Here is a 20,815-nt window from a genome sequence, read left to right on the forward strand (position 1 = left end):
GTAGGGGCCGCGCTACGCCCCCGCCGCGCCCGGTTCCAGCGGAGGGGTGCGCGGCCGGGCGCGCGGGACCGTCTCGTTCAGCGTCTCGTACAGTCCGGCCGCCCGTTCCCAGCACGCGTGCGCCTGCTCGGCGTCCCCGGAGGCGTCGTACGCGTGCCCCAGCAAAGTGAGTCCGTCGGCCCACCGCCGGTTGTCGCCCAGCTCCCCGAGGAGCCGCACCGCGGCCCCCGCCGCCTGGACCGCGTCCTTGGCCGGGCCGACGGCGAGCAGCGACTCGGCGGTCCTGAGCTGCGCCAGGCCCGCCCAGAGCCGCTGCCCGGCCGCCTCGAAGACGGGCAGCGCCTCTTCCAGGGCGTCCAGCGCCTTCTCGTGGCTGCCCGTGCTCGCCCGGGCGACGGCGAGGAAGTACAGGGCCGTGCCGAGGCCGTGGCCCTGCCCGGCCGACCTGAGGATCCGTACGGCCCGCTCGGCGAGTGCGACATCGTGCTCCGCCGCACGGCCGCCCCCGTACAGACGGGACCGCTCCACCAGCACCGCGGCCTCGCCGAGCCGGTCGCCCTGCACCTGACAGTGGCTCATGGCCAGGGTGAAGTGCTGCTCGGCATCGCTCCTGCCGAGCGCGAACGCCGCCGCGCCGCGCACCAGCGGGGCGCGGCCGCTGGTCACCGGGTCGCCCGCGTCGAGCCCGAGCCGGTACGCGCGGCGGGCCTCGTCGTCCGCCCGGTCGAACCGCTCGGCCGTCAGACAGGCGCGGGCGCACGCCAGCCGGGCGCGCCCTTCGGCGCGCCGGTCGTGGTCGGCGGCGGCCCGGTCGGCCACCGCGCGCGCCGCGGCCTCGTACGCCTCCGTGTGCCGCCCCGTGCCCAGCAGCGGCGCGAGCAGGAGCAGCGCATCGGCGCCGCGGGCGGCGTGCCCCTCGGACAGCAGCTCCGCGCTCTGCCGCACCACGGACAGCGCCCCGGTGCCCTCCGCCGCCCACCAGTCCGCCGCGGCCCGGCGGTCGGCGGGACGCGGGGAGGTGACGGGGGTGCCGACGGCGGCGACCTGGTGCAGCAGGGGCGCGTCGGGCGCGTCGAGGGCGTACGCCCACAGGGCCGTGACCAGGTACCAGTCCAGCAGCCGGGACAGCGCGGCGCGGCGCTCCGCCGGTGAGGTGTGGGCGGTCAGGTTCTCGTACGCGAAGGAGGCGAGCGCTTCGCGGTGCCGGTAGCGGCCCGGCGCCGGGACCTTGACCAGGCCGGTCCGCGCCAGGGTGGTCAGGTGGGCCTGGGCGTCGGCGGGGCCGGTGCCGGTCAGGGTGGCCACCGCGCTCGCGGACAGGTCGGGGCAGTCCGGCAGCGCCAGCAGCCGGAATGCGGCGAGCGCGGGCGGGGCGAGGTCGTGGGTCAGCCGCAGCGCGGTGGCGGTGATCAGGGCCTCGGCCGCGGTACGGTCCGTCCCGCCCTCCAGCATCAGTTCCGCCGCCACCGCGTCGACCGCGGCCTCCGAGCAGCCGCACGCTTCGAGCGCCGCGCGCGCCACCGCCCGGCGGGCGGCCACCCGCTCCTCCCCCACCCGCAGCGTGAGGAGTTCCAGCGCGTCGGCCGTGCTCATGGCCTCCAGATGCAGGGACAGCACCCCGGGCAGGCCGGACGGGGGCCGGTCGCGGCCGATGACCAGCGCGGCCCCCGGCGCCTCCGGGAGCAGCGGAAGCACCGGCTCCACGTCGCGCACCTCGTCCAGGACGACGATCAGGCGACGGCCACGGACCACCGTCCCGTAGAACGCGAGGCGTTCGGCGGGGTCCTCGGGGATCTCGGCGGCCCGCAGGCCCAGTTGCCGCAGCAGCGCGCCGGCCAGGTGGGCGACCGCCGCTTCCGGGTCGCCGGCCGCCGGCATGATCGCGTACAGCCGTCCGTCCGGGAAGCGTTCCTGCAACGCGTCGGTCACCTGGGCCGCCAGGCTCGTCTTCCCGACGCCCGCGCCACCGGAGACGACGCAGGCGGTCCGCGCCGTGTCGCCTTCCCGGGACAGGTGCTCCGTCAGCTGCCGCGCCTCGGCGCGTCGGCCGCCCGCCCGCTCCTGCCGGGGCCCGTACCGGCCGGCCCGCAGCATGCTGCGCAGGCCCGGGGAGACCGGCTCGTCGTGGGCCAGGGCGCGGGCGAGCAGTTCGCGGGTCCGCTTGCGGGCGGGGTCCAGATAGAGCAGCCAGGTCAGCGCCTCTTCGGCGGCGGCGTGGCGGCCGAGCCGGAGTTCCGCTTCCGTACGGTCCTCGATCAGCGTGCGCCGCCAGTCGGTCAGCCGCCGGGACTCGGCGGCCAGATACGGGCCGGACAGACCCGCCAGGGGCTCGCCGTCGCGCCACAGGGCGACGGCCGAGTCCAGCGCTTCCCAGGCGCGTTCCCAGTCGTGGGCGGCGCGCGCCGCGGCGGCCGTCGCGGCCAGTTCCTCGGCCTGACGCAGGTCCACGACTATGTCCGTACCGCCGTACGGCCGCAGTGCGTACCCCCCGCCCTCGCTCACCAGGACGCCCGAGTCCGGGCCGAGGGCCTTGCGCAGCCGGGACGCGTACGTGCGCAGGGCCGCGTGCGCCGCGCGCGGCGGCTCGTCGCCCCACACGGCCTCGGCCAGGTCGTCCACGGAGGCGGCGCGGCCACCGCGCAGCGCGAGCACGGCGAGCAGCGCCCGCTGCTGCGGGGAGCCGGTCGCCAGAGCCGTGTCCCCGCGGTGCATCCGCACCCGTCCGAGCACGGTGATGCGCAGCGGCTCGCGGTCCGGCCGGGCCGGTGCCCCGTCCCGGGCGGACGCGTCCGCCCGCTCCGTCCCGCCCCAGCCCCACGCGCGCGCCAGCAGGTCGGCCAGGCGGGCGCGGGACGGATACCGGGCGACCAGTTCGGCCAGCTCCGCCTGGGCGCGGGCGTAATGGCCCAGCCGCAGATCGGTCTCGATGCGGTCCTCGACCAGGGTGTGCCGCCACTCGGTCAGCCGGAGCCGTTCGGACTGCGCGTACGGGCCGGTGAGACCGCCCAGGGGCGTCCCCTGCCAGAGTCCGATGGCCGCGTCGAGCAGCGTACGGGCGCGGGCCCAGTCGCCCTCCTCGCCGGCGGCGCGGGCGGCGCGCTGGTACTCCTCGGCGCGCTCCAGGTCCACGTCGAGTTCGGTGCCGGCGTCGCCGCGCAGGGCGTAGCCGACGCGCTCACGGGTCAGCAGGTGTTCGTCCTCGCCGAGCGCCTTGCGCAGCCGGGCGACGCTGTGGTCCAGCATCGACCGGGCACCGCGCGGCGGGTCGCCGCCCCAGAGGGCGCCGAGCAGTTCGGCGTCGGAGGCCACGCCTTCGTGGTGCAGCAGGAGGGCGGCGAGCAGCGTGCGGTCCAGCCGGGCCGGCACCTCGATCCGCTGGTCCCCCCGCCACAGCGCCACCGGTCCCAGGAGGGTGGCGCGCAGCGGCTCGCGCGGTTCGTCGGCGGGCAGGACCGGTACGGGCGGGCGGGAGCGGGCGGCGGGCCCGGCGGCTGCTTCGCCCGGCGGCTCCGCGTCCGTGCCGGCCGGTTCCGAAGTGGCCGTGGCGTACGGCCCGGCCACCGCCACACCACCGCCCAGCCGCTCCAGCACCGGGCTGGCCAGCACCGCGAAGGCCTGTGCCGACTCCTGGAGCCGCAGCTCCCCGGTCTCGTCGGCGACCAGCGCGGGGAAGTCCGGCAGCCGGCCCATGTACGGCTCCAGGGCGCGGCCGACCGCCTCGACGACGGCCAGGGCCTGCCGGGTGCCCAGGCCGCTGAAGAGCAGTTCGCGCACGCCGGGCCGGAAGTCGTAGACCGGCTGCCCGGCACCGGTGCCCAGCGGTCCGCCGAGCGGGCCGAGGGAGGGTGCCCGGCGCGGGTCGGCGACCCGTTCCAGCAGTCCGCCGAGGAGGATCTCGGCGACCTGGGTGGGCCCGGCGTCGGTCATCGTGGCGGCCCGTACCAGCTGCATCAGGGGGACGGTGAGCGGGTTGATCGCGGAGAGGCGTACGGCCAGGCGGTAGGACTCGGGCGAGAACGCGCCGCGGAAGTGCGCGATCAGCTCCTCGGCCGACCCGGCGGGCCGCGGCGGGTCCTGCTCCGGGTCCTCGCCGAGCAGCACGGTGTCCACCAGGTGCGGGACGCCGGGGCGGGTGAGCAGCGCGGTCCACTGGCCGAGCCCGCCCGGCGTCAGCGGGACGACGGGCAGCGCCACCGTCCCCGGCTCCTCGGCCTCCGGGTCCGGCTCGCCGGTCAGCGGGTCGAGGACGGTGGTCCGGTCCGGCCCGCAGAACTCGGCGGGCGCGGTCAGCAGCCGGGGCTGGGCGTCCAGCGCGGTGCCGCGCCACAGGCGCCGCGGCAGCGGGTGGAGCACCGCCACCGGCCCGTACCGCCCCCAGCCGCGCACCGCGCGGGCCGCGTCGGGCGTCCGCCACCCCGGGCTCGTGCCGTCGGTGAGGACGAAGGTCAGGGTGGGGCCGGCGGCCCACGGCAGCCGCTCCAGGACGGCCATCTTCCGGGGATCGAGGGTGCGCACGCGCACGCTCCGGAAGATGCCGGAGCGGTCCAGCACCGCCCGCAGTTCGCCGGCCAGCTGGCTCCAGACCTGCATCGAGGGCGCGTCGTCCACCAGCAGGACGGCGGACCAGCGGTGTTCGAGGTCCGGCCGGGACACCACGTCGAACAGCGCGGTCTCCGCGGCGAGCCGTACGGTCGCCTCCACGTCGGTGACGCGCCGGTGCGGGTGCGGCCGGAACCGGCGCAGCGGGCGCAGCGCCCGGGACAGGTGCTGGGGCCGGGCGAGGGCGCGGCGGCCGGGGGCCCGGGCGGGGCGTGCGCGGCGGCTGCCCGCGCTGCCGCCCTCGCTGCCCATCGCGTACAGGGAGCGCTGCGCCGGGAGGGCGGTGGCGCGGTGGCCGCCGGGCGTCGCTTCGGCCCTTTCGGTCTCCCGCTCGTCCTGCGCCGTATCCGGGCCGTCCGTCCCCCCGGCCCGCGCGCCGGTGTCCGCCGCGTCCTCCGCCGTGGGCCCGGTGTCCCCGTCGTCGCCCCCGGACGGGCCGGCGTCCGCCCCGGGCTCCTCCTCGGCCGCGGCCTGCCGCCGCTCGCCCTCGCGCACCGCGCGGGCCAGCCACAGGACGTCCAGCAGCTCGTGCGCCTCCAGGTCGTAGCCCTGCCCGGCGAGGACCTGCCGCAGCCGGTCGATCATGGCGACATGGGTTCGTCCAGGCGGTGCATGACCGCGGAGAGCAGCTCGTCCTTGGTCAGGTCGGCACCGGTGATCCGCAGGTGGACGGCGGCCAGCAGCTGGTCGGTGGCCAGGGTCTCGGTCTTGGAGCGCTGGAGGAAGCCGTCGATCAGGTCCTCGGCCTCGGCGAGCGCGGCCGGTCCCAGGTTGTGGGCGACGATGTCGCGCAGCCGCTCGGGCGTGGGGTCGGGCAGGTCCAGGCGGACGCAGCGGCGCAGGAAGGCGGGCGGGAACTCCCGTTCACCGTTGCTGGTCATCACCACGACCGGGAAGTGCGCGCAGGAGACGACGCCGCGGTGCACCCGCACCCGCTCCCGGCTGCCGTCGGTCAGGACGTGCACGTCCTGGTGCTGCTCGGACAGCCGGGCCAGCTCCGGGATCTCGAACTCGCCCTCCTCCAGGACCACCAGCAGGTCGTTGGGCAGGTCGATGTCGGACTTGTCCAGCTCGTCGACGAGCAGCACCCGCGGCCGGTCGGTGGCGGCCAGCGCCGTGCCCAGCGGGCCCAGGCGCAGATAGTGGCCGATGTCGGTGGTGAAGGAGCCGCGGTGGTCCTTGAGGCGGCGCGGTGCCGTACGGGCGGCCTCGCGCTCGCGCCGCAGCGACGCCTCGCGCAGCCGGCCCACCGCGTCGTAGCGGTACAGCGCGTCGGCGAGAGTGGAGCGGCTGTTGACGGACCAGCGCAGTACGTCGCCGAGGCCCAGCTCGGACGCGATGGCGCGGGCCAGCGAGCTCTTGCCGGTGCCCGGGCGGCCGGTGACCAGCAGCGGGCGGTGCAGGTGCAGGGCCGCGTTGACGACGGACACCTCGTTGCGGTCCAGCAGGTACGGCGCGGGCGTCTCGGCCCTCCTGCGCGCGGCGGCGAAGTAGCGCCACGGGGGCGCCGCGGGCAGGGGTGCGGGGCCGCGGAACACCCACCAGCCCTCGGGCTCCGGCCCGGCTCCCGGGCCGTGGTCGGGTGTGCTCTGTGGGGCCACGGGTCGTTCTCCTTCGTCCTTGCTCGCTTGCTGCGTCACGGCTGGGTCAGGACCCAGGCGTCCGGGGCCAGTTGGGGTGGCCGGTGGTCGGGCGCGTCGTACATCAGGGACAGCTGGCGTCCCCGGTGGTGCGTCGAGGCGGCCTCGGCGACCGCCTTGGCCCGCTCCAGGCGTACGGTCTCGGGCAGCTGGGTGTGGTGCCCGCCCCTGACCAGTTCGAGCAGGCCGGCGGCGACCCCCTCGCCGTGCTCCTCGCGGTGCCACAGGACGGTGTGGACGCCCGCCTGGACGCACTGGCGCAGCAGCGTCCCGTGGTGGCGCGGTTCGCAGCACACGATGACCGTGCCCACCTCGGGCTGCATCTCCAGCCGGGCGCGGGCCACCTTGCGGTCGGTGCAGTCGTGGCCCAGCACCAGGCTGCGGGCGCCGTCCAGGGCGGCGGTGCGCCGCTTCCACCCGGCGTAGCTCGCGGGGGAGCGCCGGGCGGTGCGGATCACCACCCGGCGGGTGAAACCCAGTTCGAAGGGGCCGTCCTCGTCGCTGTCGAAGGACTCCCAGCGGTCCACCGGCAGGCCGAGCCAGGCGGCGGGCAGGAAGAACTCGACGAGGGCGGGCTCGGGGTCCTCGCGGATCTCGTTGACCAGGACGCGGTGGATGTCGTCCACGACCTGTTCGCTGGTCACCTCCGCGTCCTGGGCGAGGACGAGGACGTGCGGGGCGTCGCCGCCGCTCCAGGCCCAGACCTGGTACGTGTAGTGCTGTCCGTTGGCGGCGGGCAGCAGTTCGACCTGGACGCGGGGCACTTTCGACAGCCGGGTGCCGTTGTGGCGCGCGGCCGGGGCCGTGCGGTTCGGCCGGGGTGTCATGGTCACGGTGCCGTCGCCGATCCCCGCCCAGCCGCCCGGCCGCCGCTCGTGATGGCCGCAGACGGCGGCCCGGTGCTCCGCCGCGACGGCCCGCGCGCGCTCGGTGTGCTGGTCCCGCACATCGGCCGTGTACTGCCGTACGGCGGCCAGGTCCACCCCGAGCCGTGCGGCGGCGCGCTGCGCCCAGGCCGCCAGGTCCTCGGCCAGGTCCGGGCCCGTCTCGCTCTCCGCCACGCCGATGCGCACCACGCCCTGGAGCAGCGGCGGCATCAGCTGGTCGCCCGGGGCCTCGTACCCCTCCAGGACGTCGACGGCGTCGGCCAGGCCGGTCACCGCGGGCAGTTCGATGGCGTGCGGCAGGACGGTGTCCAGCAGCGCGCGGGGGTCCGTGCGGACGCACTGCGCCAGCAGGCCGGTCAGGCCGCGCCGCTGGCCGTGGGTCAGGCACTCGCCGGGGCTGACCGTGCGGGCCACCTTGCGCAGCCGCTCCCACTGCGGGCCGCTGCCGTCCGGCGCCACCTCCCGTACGGCCTGGAGCAGTTCGGGCACTCCGCGCCGGACGCCCACGGCCAGGCCGACCAGCCGGTCGAGGTCGGCGCCGAGGCCGCGGGACGGGCGCCCCAGCCGGGAGGCGAGCAGTTCCTCGCAGCGGCGGACCAGGTCCGGGGTGGTCAGGACGGTCTCCAGGACGGCCAGCAGCTGCTGGACGCCGCGCCGGGCGGTGGGCACCACGGGCGGCGGCAACTCGGTCAGTTCGGCCTCGACGGCGGGGACGCTGATCGCGTACAGCGTGGCCGCGGCCGGGGACCGGCCCGCCGGGCGCGCGCCGGACGCGGCCTGGAGGTCGGCGACGACGATGCCGACGACGGCCTGGCGTTCGCGGTCCCACAGCGGACCGCCGCTGAACCCCTCCTTGACCTCCGTGCCGCCGACCACGTCGAGCGTCACCCAGGGCGGCGCGGAGGCCCGGGGCACCGCGCGCACGGTGGGCAGCGGATGGCCGCTGGCCCACAGGGCGATGACCTCGTTGCCGTAGGCGTGCGGGAGGAAGGGGGCCGGTTCGGCGCCGGCGGGCGCGGGCCCCGGCAGCCGGAGCACGGCCAGGTCGCCGTGGTAGAGCAGTGCGCCGGGCGGCACGGGCCCGCTCCCGCCCGGCGCGCGCGGCGGGCTCCACAGGCCGGGCTCGACCTGGGCGGTCAGTTCACGGTCGGGCGCGACGTGCGGCAGCCGGACGCGGACGGTGCGGCCCGGCCCCGGCAGCGCCTGTTCGTAGCGGTCCCGGCCGAGCGCGCTGTTGACGACATGCGCGCAGGTCAGTACGAGGTCGTCGCTGACCAGCACGCCCGCGCCGACGGCCCGTCCGTCGTCGCGGACCGAGACGAAGGAGCGGTACAGCGGCTGATCCACGCCGGACACCACCACGCCGCCCTCAGGTCGTACTGCCGCTGCCGAGGTTCCAGGTGGCGGAGACCTTGAAGCTGGCCTCGCCGTTGCCGGAGAAGACCCCCAGGCTCAGGTCCGAGCCGAGGGTGACCCCGAACTCCACCGTGACCTCGTCCGGCCGGTGATCGCCGTCGGCGAGCGAGCGGTGGATGCTGCCCAGGACGGAGCCGAGCGGGCGCAGCGCGCCCTCCAGCGCCTCGCCGCCCCGGGTCAGCGCCCGGGCGACCCGGCCGTCCACGCTGACCGGCCGGGCGTGGCCGTAGCCGTCGGGCAGCTCCAGCTCCCCGTCGTCGTCCTTCCCGGCGGGCGCCCCGTCGGGCAGCACCGGGCCGCCCGCGCCGGTCGGTGTCAAGTGCAGCCAGATGACCGTGTCTTCGTCGATGCTCAGTGGCAGTGGCATGTCCCCCATGTGATCAGTCTGGCACGTCACCGGGGCCGACGCGCCCCCTTTGAAACAGGCGGTTCGCGCGGGCGCCACCGGCGCTCAGGCCGCCGCGGCGGGCCTCGGCGCGCGGGCGAGCTGGCGGGACTGGGCGACGAGGCGGTCCGCGCTGTCCCAGACCTCCGCGTCCTCCTCCAGGAAGCCGCCCGCCAGGTTGCGGGTGGTGATGGCGACGCGCAGCGGTCCCGGGGCCGGGCGGCAGCGGATGTGGGTGGTCAGCTCGACGGTGGGGACCCAGCCGGTCAGGCCGAGTTCGAAGGCGGTGGGCGGCAGCGCGTCGACCGTCAGCAGCAGCGAGAGCGGGTCGGGGTCGCGGCCGTCGGCGAGCCCGAACCAGCCGCGCATCTCGCCGTTCCCGGAGGGCGCGCCGACGGCCCAGCCGCAGGTCGCCGGGTCCAGCCGGATGGTGAGCCGGTCGGTGATGGCGGTGCTGCCGGGGATGGGCGACTGCCCCTCGGGGGCGCTGTCGGTGCCGAGGCAGTGCTCGTAGGGCGGGATGGCCGGCGGCTTGGCGGTGGTGCGTACGTCGTCGTCGAGCGCGTCGAGGTCGCCGTACGCGGCGAGCACCCGCAGCCGCTCCACCTCGGTGCCGTCCTCCTCGAACTGGACGAGGACGGCGGTGCCGGTGGACATGGTGCGGCCGGTGCGCACGGTCTCGGTGCGGATGACGGCCGGGCCGGGGACGGAGGCGGTCAGGTAGTGCGCGGTGACCGAGAAGGGGTGGGGGTGCGGCAGGGCGTCGCCCAGGGCCCGGCCCATGAGGGCGAGCAGGTAGCCGCCGTTGACCGCGTGGATGATCGTCCAGCCGGCCGAGAGCTGGGCCTCGTAGTGCCCGGGGGCCCGGCGGACGACCGCCGTGTCGCGGTCGAATTCGCTGTTACCTATGGTCACCTGTGCCATGCGCGGCACGCTACACGGATTTGTTACTGACCGGTAGACCCTTTTTCCTTCAACGTCCGGGCCCCGCGGGCGGCCCCGCCGGACCGGCCGGACCACCGCGGCCGCGCGGCCCGGCCCGACGGCCTGAGATCATGCCCCCATGCTTCACGTGCTCTACCTGGTCGGCATCGCGGCCTTCGCCGCGAGCGGGGTGCTGGCCGCGTACCGCGCCAACATGGACCCGTTCGGCGGTCTGGTGCTGGCGTTCGCCGCCGCCACCGCCGGCGGCACCCTGCGCAGCCTGATCCTCGACGACCACCCGCTCTACTGGACCCACGACTGGGTCCTGCTCACACTGATCATCTGCGTCAGCGTGGGCACCATCGTCTACCTGCGCTACTGGCAGCTCCCCCGCAAATCCCTGCTCGTCGTGGACGCGGTCGGGCTCTCCGTCGTCACCGTCATCGCCGCCCGCGCCGCCATCGCCGCGGGCGCGACCCCGCTGGCGGTGCTCATCCTCGCGGTGATGAGCGGCGTGGTCGGCGAGGTCATCCGCGACGTGCTGTGCGGGGAATTCCCGCCCCTCCTGCTGCGCGAGGACGTCTACGCCATCGCCGCCCTCGCGGGCGCCGCCTCCTACCTGGGCCTCCACCACCTCCACGTCCGCGCGGACGTGGCCGCCGTGGTCTCGGCCGGCCTGGTCTTCGCGCTGCGCATGGCGGCGGTCTACTTCGGCTTCCACCTGCCCCGGCCGCAACAGCTGAAGCCGCGGTAACCGTTCCGGCGCCTCGCTACGCCGACGGCCGCGGCGTCTCCAGCTCCTGGCTCAGCCACCCGAACGCCGCCGGGTACATCCGCGTCCACGTCCCGTAGTTGTGCCCCCCGGTCGGCAGCACCAGCGTCCTGACCCGGGTGGGGGTGCCCTCGGCGGCCTTCTTGAGGCGTTCGATGTTGGCGGGCGGGCTGATCGGGTCCTGGGCCGAGGTGGCCAGGAACAGACCGACGTCCGCCCTGGCGTGGCGGACCAGCCACTGCGGGCTGTTGCGCTGACGCAGCGCCGGGTCGGTGAGCACGTCCGGGTCGCCGGTCAGCGGGTCGGGGTCGAAGGCCACGCCCGCGCCGAACTTCTTCGGATACTGCAACGGCAGCTTGGCCGCGCAGAACCCGCCGGTCGAGAAGCCCAGCAGGCCCCAGTTCTTGGCTCCGGGCGCGGTGCGGAAGTGGTTGCTGATCAGGTCCGTGACGTCGTTCGCGAGCCAGGTGGCCGTCTTGTGGTTCGGGACGTCGGTGCAGTCCGTGTCCACGCTGCCCGGGTTGACGACGGGCATGGCGAGGATGAAGGGGTGCGCCGCGTTGCCCTCGACGAGCTGCTGGAGGTCGCCGGGCATGCCGCCCTGTTCGAGCCAGGACTGCGGGGAGCCCGGCACGCCGTGCAACAGCATCACGACCGGGAACCTGGTCTTCCGGTACGCCGGGTCGTCGTACTGCGGCGGCGTCCAGACCATCACCTGCCCGGACAGGTGGGACTTCGCGCCGCGGAAATAGGTGTCCTTGATGCCGTTCGGGCCCTCGTTGAACTTGGCGCGGGCGACCGGCGGTCCGGGCATCGCCACCGCGTCCTGCTCGGTGCCCAGCAGGTCGTCCCAGGAGGCGTACAGGCCGTAGCTGTTGTTGATGGCCACCGCGACGACGCAGATGGCGGTGAGCTGACACAGTCCGATCAACAGGACGCGGGCCAGCCAGCGCACCGGCTCCGGCCCGCGGACCCGGCCCCACAGCACCAGCGTGGCGAGGACCGCGAGGACGGTCACGATCAGCAGCACCACGAAGAACGGGGTTCCGGTCAGGCTCATTCGGCGTCCCCTTCCACCGCTCGTACCTGCATCAACGGTACGGGACAGGGCACGCCGTGGCCCGGGGGCGGGGCGGTGTGCCGCACCGTTCCCGCCCCGGGGCACCGGTGGGTCAGGGCAGGGCCGGCTTGCCGGTCGTGTCGAGCCAGGTGTGGAAGAGGCCGCCGAGCCGCTGTCCGGAGATCTTCTCCGCCAGCGCGACGAACTGCCGGGTGTCCGCGTTCCCGTAACGGTGCTGCTGCGTCCAGGCCGGCAGCAGCCGGAAGAACGCCCGGTCACCGATCCGCTCGCGGAGCACCTGGAGCGTCATCGCACCGCGCGTGTAGACCGCCTGCGCGAGCATGGTGTCCCGCTGCGGGTCGCCGATCCTGACCTTCCAGAAGTCGGACCCGGCGGGCCGGGCCGCATAGGCCGCGCGGAAGGCGTCGTGCGCGGTGCGGGTGCCCTTGTGCTCGTCCCACAGCCACTGCGCGTACGAGGCGAAGCCCTCGTTGAGCCAGATGTGCCGCCAGTCGCGCGGTGTCACCGAGTCGCCGAACCACTGGTGGGCGATCTCGTGCACGATGGTCGTCTCGTTGCGGACGGCCGAGTAGATCGGCTTGCTCTGGGTCTCCAGGGAGAAGCCCGCCCGCGGCATGTCGTCGACGATCGCGCCGGTCTCCTCGAAGGGGTACGGGCCGAAGACCTTCGACCAGTGGTCGGTCACCGCGGCGGTGATGCCGTAGACGTCGACGGTGCCGGTGGGCAGCGTGGGGTCGGTGGCGACGTAGATCGGGATGCCGCCGGGGGTGGTGCCGGTACGGACGTCGAACCTGCCGATCGTGGCGGTCGCCAGGTACGTGGCCATCGGCTTGCGCTCGCGCCAGTGGAAATACGAGCGCCCGTCCTCGTCCCACGCGTCCACCAGCCGCCCGTTGGAGACACCGGTCAGGCCCTCGGGCGCGTCGATGCGGATGTCGTACGTGGCCTTGTCGCCCGGGTGGTCGCTGGAGGGGAACCAGGTGGACGCGGCGTTGGGCTCGCAGGCGACGAAGACCCCGTCGTCGGTCTTCATCCAGCCGTAGTCGGAGCCGAAGACGATGGGGCCGCTGAGCGGCAGCGGCACGCCGCCGTAGACGACCTCGACGGTGAAGCGCTCGCCCTCTTCGAGAGGGTGCTCGGGCGTGATGACGATCTCATCGCCGGAGCGGGTGAACCGCGCGCGTCTGCCGTCCACCTCGATCGAGGTGACCTCCAGTTTCTGGAGGTCGAGGTCGAAGGAGGTGAGGTCCTGGGTGGCGCGGGCGGTCAGTTCGGTGCGGCCGTCGAGGCGGCCGGTGGCGGGCTCGTAGCTGACGCCGAGGTCGTAGTGCAGGGCGTCGAAGCCACCGTTGCCGAGGCTGGGGAAGTACGGGTCGCCGACGCCCGGGGCGCCGGGCGAGGCGGCGGGGGCGGCGGCCAGGGTGAAGGCCGCGGCCACCGCGGTGGCGAGGGGGAGCAGACGGGCGGAGCGACGTGCTGAACGGGAGAGTGCCATGAGCCGTCCCTTCGAACACACGGATGTCGTCCGATGCACAACCGCGCCGACTCTGCACTCTTCTGTCGCTTTTCACGCCGGACTTTGCCAACCCGTCATGCCCGGGTGAACAGTTGACGTTTCACTCGGACTGCTTTCCGGCCACGTAGAGGATCTTCCGGCAGGCGTCCTCGTCCGGTGCGTCGGTGAGCTTGCGGCCCTCCACACCGTGCGCCGCGACCATCCGCAGCCCGGCCGCGGCCAGCTGCCGGCGCACCGTGGCGTCGGAGTGGTGGTGGTAGCGGTGCCGGGAGGAGACCCGGCGCCAGGTGTCCTCGCCGGTGCGCGCGAAGTAGTCGTGGGTGACGTCCACGACGGTGTCCGGTTCGACCGGTACGGGCCCGCCGCGCCACACGTCGAACCGGCCGTCCCGGTCCACCACCTTCGTCACCGCGTAGTCGCGCCGGAAGCTGCCCAGCGTGGTCATGTCGAAGACGAGCACGCCGCCGTCCGCCAGCTGCCGGCCCAGCCCCGCGAAGGCGGTGGCCAGTTGCTCGCCGGCCAGGTAGGCCAGCGGCTCGCCCATGCACGTGACGACGTCGAAGGCGCCGAGGTCCGGCATGTCCCGCAGGTCGGCGACGTGGAACGGCACCCCGGCCGCCGCCGGCTTGGCGCGCGCCACCTCGATCATCTCGGGTGAGAGGTCGCAGCCGGTGACCGTGAATCCGAGGCGGTCGCGCAGGGCGAGGGTGCCGCGCCCGGTGCCGCACCCCGCGTCCAGCAGCCGGGGGCCGCCGGAACCGTACCGGTCGACGAGCTTGCCGTAGAAGGTGACCCAGCGCAGCAGGTACGGGTCCTCGACGATGGTGTCGTAGTCCGCCGCGACCGCCTCGTACGCGGTCAGCGCGGGGTCGGGGGCCGGGCCTTCGGGCTGCGCGGGCAAAGGATCCACCTCTCCTGGGGCGGCCGCAAGCGGCCGCGGGCGGCCGTGCGCCGCCGGGGCGCGCTCGAATCTATGGTCGGCAAACCCGCCGGTCAAGGCCGGTACGGGAACGCCGGAAGGCCGGCGCGGGGCGGCGGTTCCGTACCGCCCCGCACCGGCCTTCCGGCACCTGCCGCGCCGCCTCAGGCGGTCTTCGCGGGCTCGCCGTCCCGTACGCCGTCCGGCGCGTTCTCCGGGTGGTGGCAGGCCACCTCGTGGCCCGTGCGGAGCGCCACCAGCGGCGGCTCGGTGGTCGCGCACACCTCGGTCGCCTTCCAGCAGCGGGTACGGAACCGGCATCCGGAGGGCGGGTCGATCGGCGAGGGCACGTCGCCCTTGAGCAGGATGCGGTCGCGCTGGGTGCGCCGCTTGGGGTCGGGCACCGGCACGGCGGACAGCAGTGCCTTCGTGTACGGGTGCATCGGCGCCCGGTACAGCGACTTCCGGTCGGCCAGCTCCACGATCTTGCCGAGGTACATCACCGCGATCCGGTCCGAGACGTGCCGGATGACGGAAAGGTCGTGGGCGATGATGACGTAGGTCAGGCCCAGTTCGTCCTGGAGGTCGTCCATGAGGTTGACGACCTGCGCCTGGATGGAGACGTCCAGCGCGGAGACCGGCTCGTCGGCGACGACCAGCTTGGGCTTGAGGGCCAGCGCCCGCGCGATGCCGATGCGCTGCCGCTGGCCGCCGGAGAACTCGTGCGGGTAGCGGTTGTAGTGCTCCGGGCTCAGCCCCACCAGCTCCAGCAGCCGCTGCACCTCCTTCTTCACGCCGCCCTCGGGCTCGACGCCCTGGAGGCGGAAGGGGGTGCCGACGATGCCGCCGATGGTGTGCCGCGGGTTCAGCGATCCGTACGGGTCCTGGAAGATCATCTGTACGTCGCGGCGCATCGGGCGCAGCTTGCCCGGCGGCAGATGGGTGATGTCCTTCCCCTCGAACTCGATGGTGCCGCCGGTCGGCTCGTCCAGCCGGGTGATCAGCCGGCCCATCGTCGACTTGCCGCAGCCGGACTCGCCGACCACGCCCAGGGTCTCCCCCGGCCGTACGTCGAAGTCGATGCCGTCGACCGCCTGCACCGCGCCCACCTGCCGCTTGAGCAGGCCCTTGGTGATCGGGAAGTGCCGTACCAGGCCGCGCACCCGCAGCAGCGGCGCGGCGCTCTCGTCCGTCGTGCCGGCCGCGACGCCGGTCTCTTCAGTCTCGGTCACAGCTTCGGCGCAATCTCTTCGGTCCAGATCCGCGCCCGCTGTTCGGGCGCCATGTGGCACGCGGCGAAGTGGCCTCCCCCGCCGGCTTCGCCCTCATCGGCGGGGGTGCCCCCGTCGTCGACCTGGCGCAGTTCGGGGCGGACCGTGCGGGTCAGGTTGTCCTCGGGGACGTCCGCGTACGGGCAGCGGGGGTTGAAGGCGCAGCCGGACGGGACGTTGATCAGGCTGGGCGGCGATCCCTTGACCGGGATCAGGCGGTCGGTCTCCTCCCGGTCGATGCGCGGCATCGACCCCAGCAGGCCCCAGGTGTACGGGTGCTGCGGCTCGGAGAAGACCTTCTCGGCCGGACCGCGCTCGACGCACCGGCCGCCGTACATCACCAGCAGCTGGTCCGCCAGCTCGGCGACCACGCCCAGGTCGTGGGTGATGATGATCACCGCGGAGCCGAACTCCTTCTGGAGGTCGCGGATCAGGTCCAGGATCTGCGCCTGTACGGTCACGTCCAGGGCGGTGGTCGGCTCGTCCGCGATCAGCAGCTCGGGGTTGTTGACCAGCGCCATGGCGATCATCGCGCGCTGGCGCATGCCGCCGGAGAACTGGTGCGGGTGGTCGTCCACCCGCTTGTCGGGCTGCGGGATGCCGACCCGGTCCAGCATCTCGACCGCCCGCTTGCGCGCGGTCTTCTTGTCCACGTCGTGGTGGACCCGGTAGGCCTCCACGATCTGCCTGCCGACCGTGTAGTACGGGTGCAGCGCGGACAGCGGGTCCTGGAAGATCATCGCCATCTCGCGGCCGCGCAGCCGGCGCACCTCGTCCGGGTCGGCACCGACCAGTTCCTTGCCGTCCAGCCAGATCTCGCCGGACATGTCCACCTTGCTGCGCTGCTGCCGGGAGGCCCGGTGCAGGCCCATGATCGCGAGCGAGGTGACGGACTTGCCGGAACCGGACTCGCCGACGATGCCGAGGGTGCGGCCCTTCTCCAGGGTGAAGGACAGGCCGTCCACGGACTTCACGATGCCGTCGTCGGTGGGGAAGTGCACCTTCAGGTCGCGCACTTCGAGGAAGGCGGTGGGCGCCCGGGACCCCGCCGGGGCCGGTTCGCCGACCGCGGCACCGGTCCCGGTCAGGTCGGAGGGGGCGGCGGGCGGCGGCCCGTCGGCGCCGGTGTCCGGTGCGGAGGGTCCGGCGCGGTGGCCGGCGGTGGAATCCGGGAAGTCGGTCACGACAGCCTCACCCGCGGGTCGACGGCGGCGTACAGAACGTCCACCACCAGGTTGCAAATGACGATGAAGAACGCGGCGAGCAAGGTGACGCCGAGGATGTTCGGCAGGTCGTTGGCGTTGATCGCCTCGACGGCGAACGCGCCGACGCCCTTGAGGGAGAAGACCTGTTCGGTGATCAGCGCGCCGCCGAGCAGCAGGCCGACGTCCATGCCGAAGACCGTGACGATCGGGGTGAGGGCCGCGCGCAGACCGTGGCGCACCACGACCTTGCGCTCGCCCAGCCCCTTGGCGCGCGCGGTACGGATGTAGTCCTCGCTCAGCGTCTCCAGCATGCTCGCTCTCGTCAGGCGGGCATAGAGGGCGGAGTAGAGGAAGGCCAGCGTGACCCAGGGCAGCACCAGCGTCTGCGCCCACAGGAACGGGTCCTCGAAGAGCGGCACGTAGTCGCTGCGCTCGAAGATCGGCCACTGGTAGGTGAAGAGGGCCAGCGCCAGCGCGCCGGTGAAGAACATGGGCAGCGAGACGCCGGCCAGCGCGACGCCCATCGCCATCCGGTCGAAGACCGACCCGGGGCGCAGCGCGGAGAGCACGCCGGTGGCGACGCCGGAGACCAGCCACACCACGGCCGCGCCGGCGGCGAGCGAGACGGTCACCGGGAGCCGGGACTGGATCTCCGGCCAGACCTCCAGGTGGGTCTTGAAGGAGTAGCCGAAGCACGGCACGTTGCATGTGGCGGCGTCCGGACCGAACTTGTAGTCGATCCCGACGAAGATGCCCTTGAGGAAGTCCCAGTACTGTACGAAGACCGGCTTGTCCAAGCCGAGGTTCTTCTTCACCGCGGCGATGTCCGCGGCCGACGGGGCCTTTCCGATGTACTGCGCGGCCAACTGGTCGCCGGTCTGTCCGGCCAGCTTCGGCAGCACGAAGAAGATGCCGAAGGTGACCGCGCTGACGATCAGCAGCAGAATCACGGCGCTGATCAACCTGCGGATGATGTACGCGAACACGGGACTGCGGCGTCGGCACCGCGGGCCGGCCCGGCCGGCCCGCGGAAGCCCTTGCCTTCACCTGCCTTTCGGGCTTGCTACTTCTTGACGCCGATGTTGAGGTAGTCGTACTCACCGCTGTAGGCGGAGGTGGACACCAGGTTGGTGGCCTTCGGCGAGCGGTACAGCAGGATCTTGAAGTAGGTCAGCGGGACGATGACGGACTGCTCCATCGTCTTCTTGTCGACCTCCGCGTAGTCCTTCTCCCGCTGCGCCTTGTCGCTGGTGGCGATGGCATCGTCGAGCAGCTTGTTGATGGCCGGGTCGTCCAGTTCGGAGAGGTTGGAGTTGCCGGACTTCTGGATCGCCTTGCCGTTGACGATCTGGTTCAGGTAGCCGAAGCCGGTCGGGTAGTCCGAGCCCCACTGCATCATCATCAGGCCGATGTTGTTCTTCTTGGTGAACTCCGGCACGCCCGCGTAGTCCGAGAAGTACTTGCCGCTCGGGTAGGTCTGGATCTTGGCGTTGATGCCGATCTTCTTCAGCGAGTTGATGACCGCGGTGGCCGCGTCCACCTCGTCCTGACGGTCGCTGCGGGCGGTGATGGCGGTGCTCACATTGCCGGCGCCGCACGCCTGCCACTGCTTCTTGGCCTCGGTCAGGTCGAGGTTCTCACCGTTGTACTTCTGCGGGTACAGGTCGAACTTCTGGTACCCGGCGAGGTCGCTGGGCAGCACGGTGGAGGCGATCTCACCGCGGACCGGCCCGCCGAGCGCGGTCTGCACGGCCTTCTTGTCGATCGCGTACTGCACGGCCTTGCGGCACTCGATCTTGTCGAACGGCGCGACCTTGGGGTTGATCGCCACGTAGGACAGGCGCTGGCCGAGCGCGTTGTCGGTGTTGCCCTTCTCCTTCGGGTCGGTCAGGAGCTGGGCCTGAGTCTGCGCGTCCACACCGCGGCCGGCCATGTCGATGTGGGTGTTGCCCGCCTTCAGGTCCTTGTCGATCGTGGACTGGGCGACCTTCATCTTCAGCACGATCTTGTCCGGCAGCTGCTTGCGCAGCGGGTCGGTCGCCGCCGACCAGTGCGGGTTGCGGGAGAGGACGACCTGCTTGCCCTCCTCGTAGGTGTCGAACTTGTAACTGCCGGACGAGACGATGTTCTTGGTGTAGTCCGCGCCCTTGTCCTTCGCCCGCGGCACCGGAGCCGTCTGCGGCGCGCTGACCAGGTAGTCGAACTCGGCGAAGGCCTGTTTGAGGTGGAAGACGATGGTCTGGTCGTCCGGTGTCTCGATGGACTTCAGGCCCTCCTCGCTCTTGTCCTTGTACGGGCCCTTGTAGCCGCCCTCGTTGTCCTTGAGGTACGTCTGGAAGTAGTTCGGGCCGAGCGAGAGGATGTCGCGCGCGAAGTTGCTGCGTTCCACCGCGTACTTGACGTCCTTGGACGTGATCGGGGTGCCGTCGGAGTACTTGAGCCCCTTGCGGATCTTGTACGTCCAGGTCTTGTTGCCGTCGCTGGACTTGCCCAGCGACTCCGCCAGGTCGGCGGTCAGCGTGTTGCCCTTGGGGCCCGGGCCCGGCTTGAAGGTGGTGAGCGGGCGCGCGTACAGACGGCTGAAGTTCCAGACGTACGCGTAGTACGTGTTGCCCGGGTCGTAGGACTCCGGGGCGTCGCTCATCGCGTAGGTGAGCGTGCCGCCCTTCTCGTCCGAGGCGTTGACGATGCCCTTGGTGGCGGCGTTCGCCTCCGAGGAGCCGCCGCCCGAGCTCTTGCCGCTGCAGCCGGACAGCAGGAGGCCCGCGCTGGTGAGGGCCGCGATCGCCGCGACCGGGACTGACCTTCGCATAATGGTCGGTTTCCCCTTCGTTGGTCGGAAACTTGGGTGGGGCCTGCCGGGCGGACGCGCCCGGCCGGATCAGCGGCTGCGCGGGTCGAGCGCGTCCCTGAGGCCGTCACCGAGGAGGTTGAACGCCAGCACGGTGATGAAGATCGCGAGACCGGGGACGATCATGTACTGGGGGTCGACCTCGTAGTACTTGACCGCCTGGTTGAGCATGCCGCCCCAGGACGCCTGGGGCGGCTGGATGCCGACGCCCAGGAAGCTCAGCGCCGCCTCGAAGAGGATGTTGGAGGGGATCAGCAGCGTCGAGTAGACGATGATCGGGCCCACCAGGTTCGGCAGCAGCTCCCGGAAGAGGATGAACGGGCCGCGGGCGCCCATGCCGCGGGCCGCGTCCACGAACTCCCGCTCGCGCAGCGACAGCGTCTGGGCCCGCACGATCCGGCCCATGTACGGCCAGTTGAAGAAACCGATCACGAAGATCAGGACCGAGATGTGCAGCGGCAGCCCTTCGAGCCCGAAGGCGCCGCCCTGGAGCGAGGCGGAGATGGCGATGGCGAACAGCAGCAGCGGGAAGGCCAGGAAGACGTCCATCAGCCGGCTGATCAGCGCGTCCACCCGGCCCCGGTAGAAGCCGGCCACCACACCGAGCACGGTGCCGATGGCCACCGACAGCAGCGTCGCGCCGAACGCCACGATCAGCGAGACCCAGGAGCCCTCCAGCACCCGCGCGAACAGGTCGCGGCCGAACTTGGGGTCCACGCCGAACGGATGGTCCCAGCTCATGCCGCCGAAGTCGCCCTTGGGCAGGGTGGTGTTGGGGTCGATGAGGTCCCGGTTGGGGCTGTTGGGGTCCAGGCCCAGCCAGGACTGGATCGGCCGGGAGAGGGCGGCGACGAGGATCAGCAGGATGACAACGATGGCACCCGCTACCGCGACCTTGTCGCGCTTGAACCGCAGCCAGGCGATCTGCCCGAGCGAGCGGCCCTCGATCTTCTTGCTCTCGACGCCTTGCAGCACCGCTTCCGGCTGCGCCTCGGCAGCCGCCCCGGTGGTCTCGATCGGTGCGGTCACGGTGCCTTTGACCCCTCTCGGCCGGCGCCGCCGGCCCATGCGCGCCGCGGGTCCGCGGCCTGGTTCTCATCACTGGTGCAGATGGAGCATCTGGAGCAACTGGGAGAAATCTGGAACAGCTGGAGCAACTGGTGCAGGTAGTGCGGGCGTTGCAGGAACAGGTGTTGCAGGTGTTGCCGATGGTGCAGATGCCGCGGAATGTCACGCGACTGACGAGCGGATGGAACTCTCGTACGACTCGGGCCGAAGCCCTCTGCTGCGGGAGTCTTCATCCGACTCGCGATCACTCACCAGCCCTGGCCGGGAATGGATGCGCAACT

General features: G+C 73.0%; 14 protein-coding genes. 1 reads left to right on the forward strand and 13 read right to left on the reverse strand.

The window, feature by feature from the left end; genetic code table 11:
- Window positions 1-12: 12 nt before the first annotated feature.
- The 5 genes from CP973_RS32095 to CP973_RS32115 all read right to left on the reverse strand — a co-directional run bounded on the left by CP973_RS32095 (window position 13) and on the right by CP973_RS32115 (window position 9,851).
- Window positions 13-5,184, reverse strand: a complete 5,172-nt coding sequence (locus tag CP973_RS32095; RefSeq protein ID WP_150247331.1) for an AfsR/SARP family transcriptional regulator — start codon at window positions 5,182-5,184, stop codon at window positions 13-15.
- Window positions 5,181-6,200: an AAA family ATPase gene (locus CP973_RS32100; protein ID WP_150247332.1), complete on the reverse strand. Its 1,020-nt coding sequence runs from the start codon at window positions 6,198-6,200 to the stop codon at window positions 5,181-5,183. Before CP973_RS32100 ends, CP973_RS32095 begins: the two co-directional genes overlap by 4 nt.
- 35 nt (window positions 6,201-6,235) lie before the next feature.
- Complete coding sequence (locus tag CP973_RS32105) at window positions 6,236-8,473, reverse strand: VMAP-C domain-containing protein (protein WP_244410149.1); 2,238 nt, start codon at window positions 8,471-8,473, stop codon at window positions 6,236-6,238.
- A 22-nt stretch (window positions 8,474-8,495) separates the two neighbouring features.
- On the reverse strand, window positions 8,496-8,918 hold the full coding sequence (locus CP973_RS32110; RefSeq protein ID WP_150247334.1) for a CU044_2847 family protein: 423 nt from the start codon (window positions 8,916-8,918) through the stop codon (window positions 8,496-8,498).
- A gap of 75 nt (window positions 8,919-8,993) precedes the next feature.
- Window positions 8,994-9,851: a thioesterase family protein gene (locus CP973_RS32115; RefSeq protein ID WP_150247335.1), complete on the reverse strand. Its 858-nt coding sequence runs from the start codon at window positions 9,849-9,851 to the stop codon at window positions 8,994-8,996.
- A gap of 139 nt (window positions 9,852-9,990) precedes the next feature.
- On the opposite strand from CP973_RS32115, the gene CP973_RS32120 reads away from it, so the two are divergent.
- On the forward strand, window positions 9,991-10,605 hold the full coding sequence (locus CP973_RS32120) for a trimeric intracellular cation channel family protein (RefSeq protein ID WP_150247336.1): 615 nt from the start codon (window positions 9,991-9,993) through the stop codon (window positions 10,603-10,605).
- A 16-nt stretch (window positions 10,606-10,621) separates the two neighbouring features.
- Here the strand turns inward: CP973_RS32120 and CP973_RS32125 are convergent, their stop codons facing one another.
- The 8 genes from CP973_RS32125 to CP973_RS32160 form a co-directional block, all read right to left on the reverse strand.
- On the reverse strand, window positions 10,622-11,683 hold the full coding sequence (locus CP973_RS32125) for an alpha/beta hydrolase (protein WP_150247337.1): 1,062 nt from the start codon (window positions 11,681-11,683) through the stop codon (window positions 10,622-10,624).
- A 112-nt stretch (window positions 11,684-11,795) separates the two neighbouring features.
- A complete protein-coding gene (locus tag CP973_RS32130; RefSeq protein ID WP_150247338.1) occupies window positions 11,796-13,199 on the reverse strand; it encodes a M1 family metallopeptidase in 1,404 nt (467 codons plus the stop codon).
- A gap of 121 nt (window positions 13,200-13,320) precedes the next feature.
- Window positions 13,321-14,121 (reverse strand): class I SAM-dependent methyltransferase, encoded by an 801-nt coding sequence (locus CP973_RS32135; protein ID WP_167538550.1) that lies wholly within the window; start codon window positions 14,119-14,121, stop codon window positions 13,321-13,323.
- A 182-nt stretch (window positions 14,122-14,303) separates the two neighbouring features.
- Window positions 14,304-15,371 (reverse strand): ABC transporter ATP-binding protein, encoded by a 1,068-nt coding sequence (locus CP973_RS32140; RefSeq protein ID WP_150247340.1) that lies wholly within the window; start codon window positions 15,369-15,371, stop codon window positions 14,304-14,306.
- The gene (locus CP973_RS32145; RefSeq protein WP_150250579.1) at window positions 15,368-16,498 is read right to left on the reverse strand and encodes an ABC transporter ATP-binding protein; all 1,131 of its coding nucleotides are present in this window, start codon (window positions 16,496-16,498) and stop codon (window positions 15,368-15,370) included. Before CP973_RS32145 ends, CP973_RS32140 begins: the two co-directional genes overlap by 4 nt.
- Before the next feature lie 92 nt (window positions 16,499-16,590).
- The gene (locus CP973_RS32150) at window positions 16,591-17,601 is read right to left on the reverse strand and encodes an ABC transporter permease (protein WP_150247341.1); all 1,011 of its coding nucleotides are present in this window, start codon (window positions 17,599-17,601) and stop codon (window positions 16,591-16,593) included.
- Window positions 17,602-17,678: 77 nt separating this feature from the next.
- The gene (locus CP973_RS32155) at window positions 17,679-19,427 is read right to left on the reverse strand and encodes an ABC transporter substrate-binding protein (protein ID WP_150247342.1); all 1,749 of its coding nucleotides are present in this window, start codon (window positions 19,425-19,427) and stop codon (window positions 17,679-17,681) included.
- A 69-nt stretch (window positions 19,428-19,496) separates the two neighbouring features.
- The gene (locus CP973_RS32160; RefSeq protein ID WP_150247343.1) at window positions 19,497-20,495 is read right to left on the reverse strand and encodes an ABC transporter permease; all 999 of its coding nucleotides are present in this window, start codon (window positions 20,493-20,495) and stop codon (window positions 19,497-19,499) included.
- Window positions 20,496-20,815 lie beyond the last annotated feature (320 nt).

Origin of the sequence: Streptomyces albofaciens JCM 4342 (genome assembly GCF_008634025.1) — a bacterium.
GTDB lineage: Bacteria > Actinomycetota > Actinomycetes > Streptomycetales > Streptomycetaceae > Streptomyces > Streptomyces albofaciens.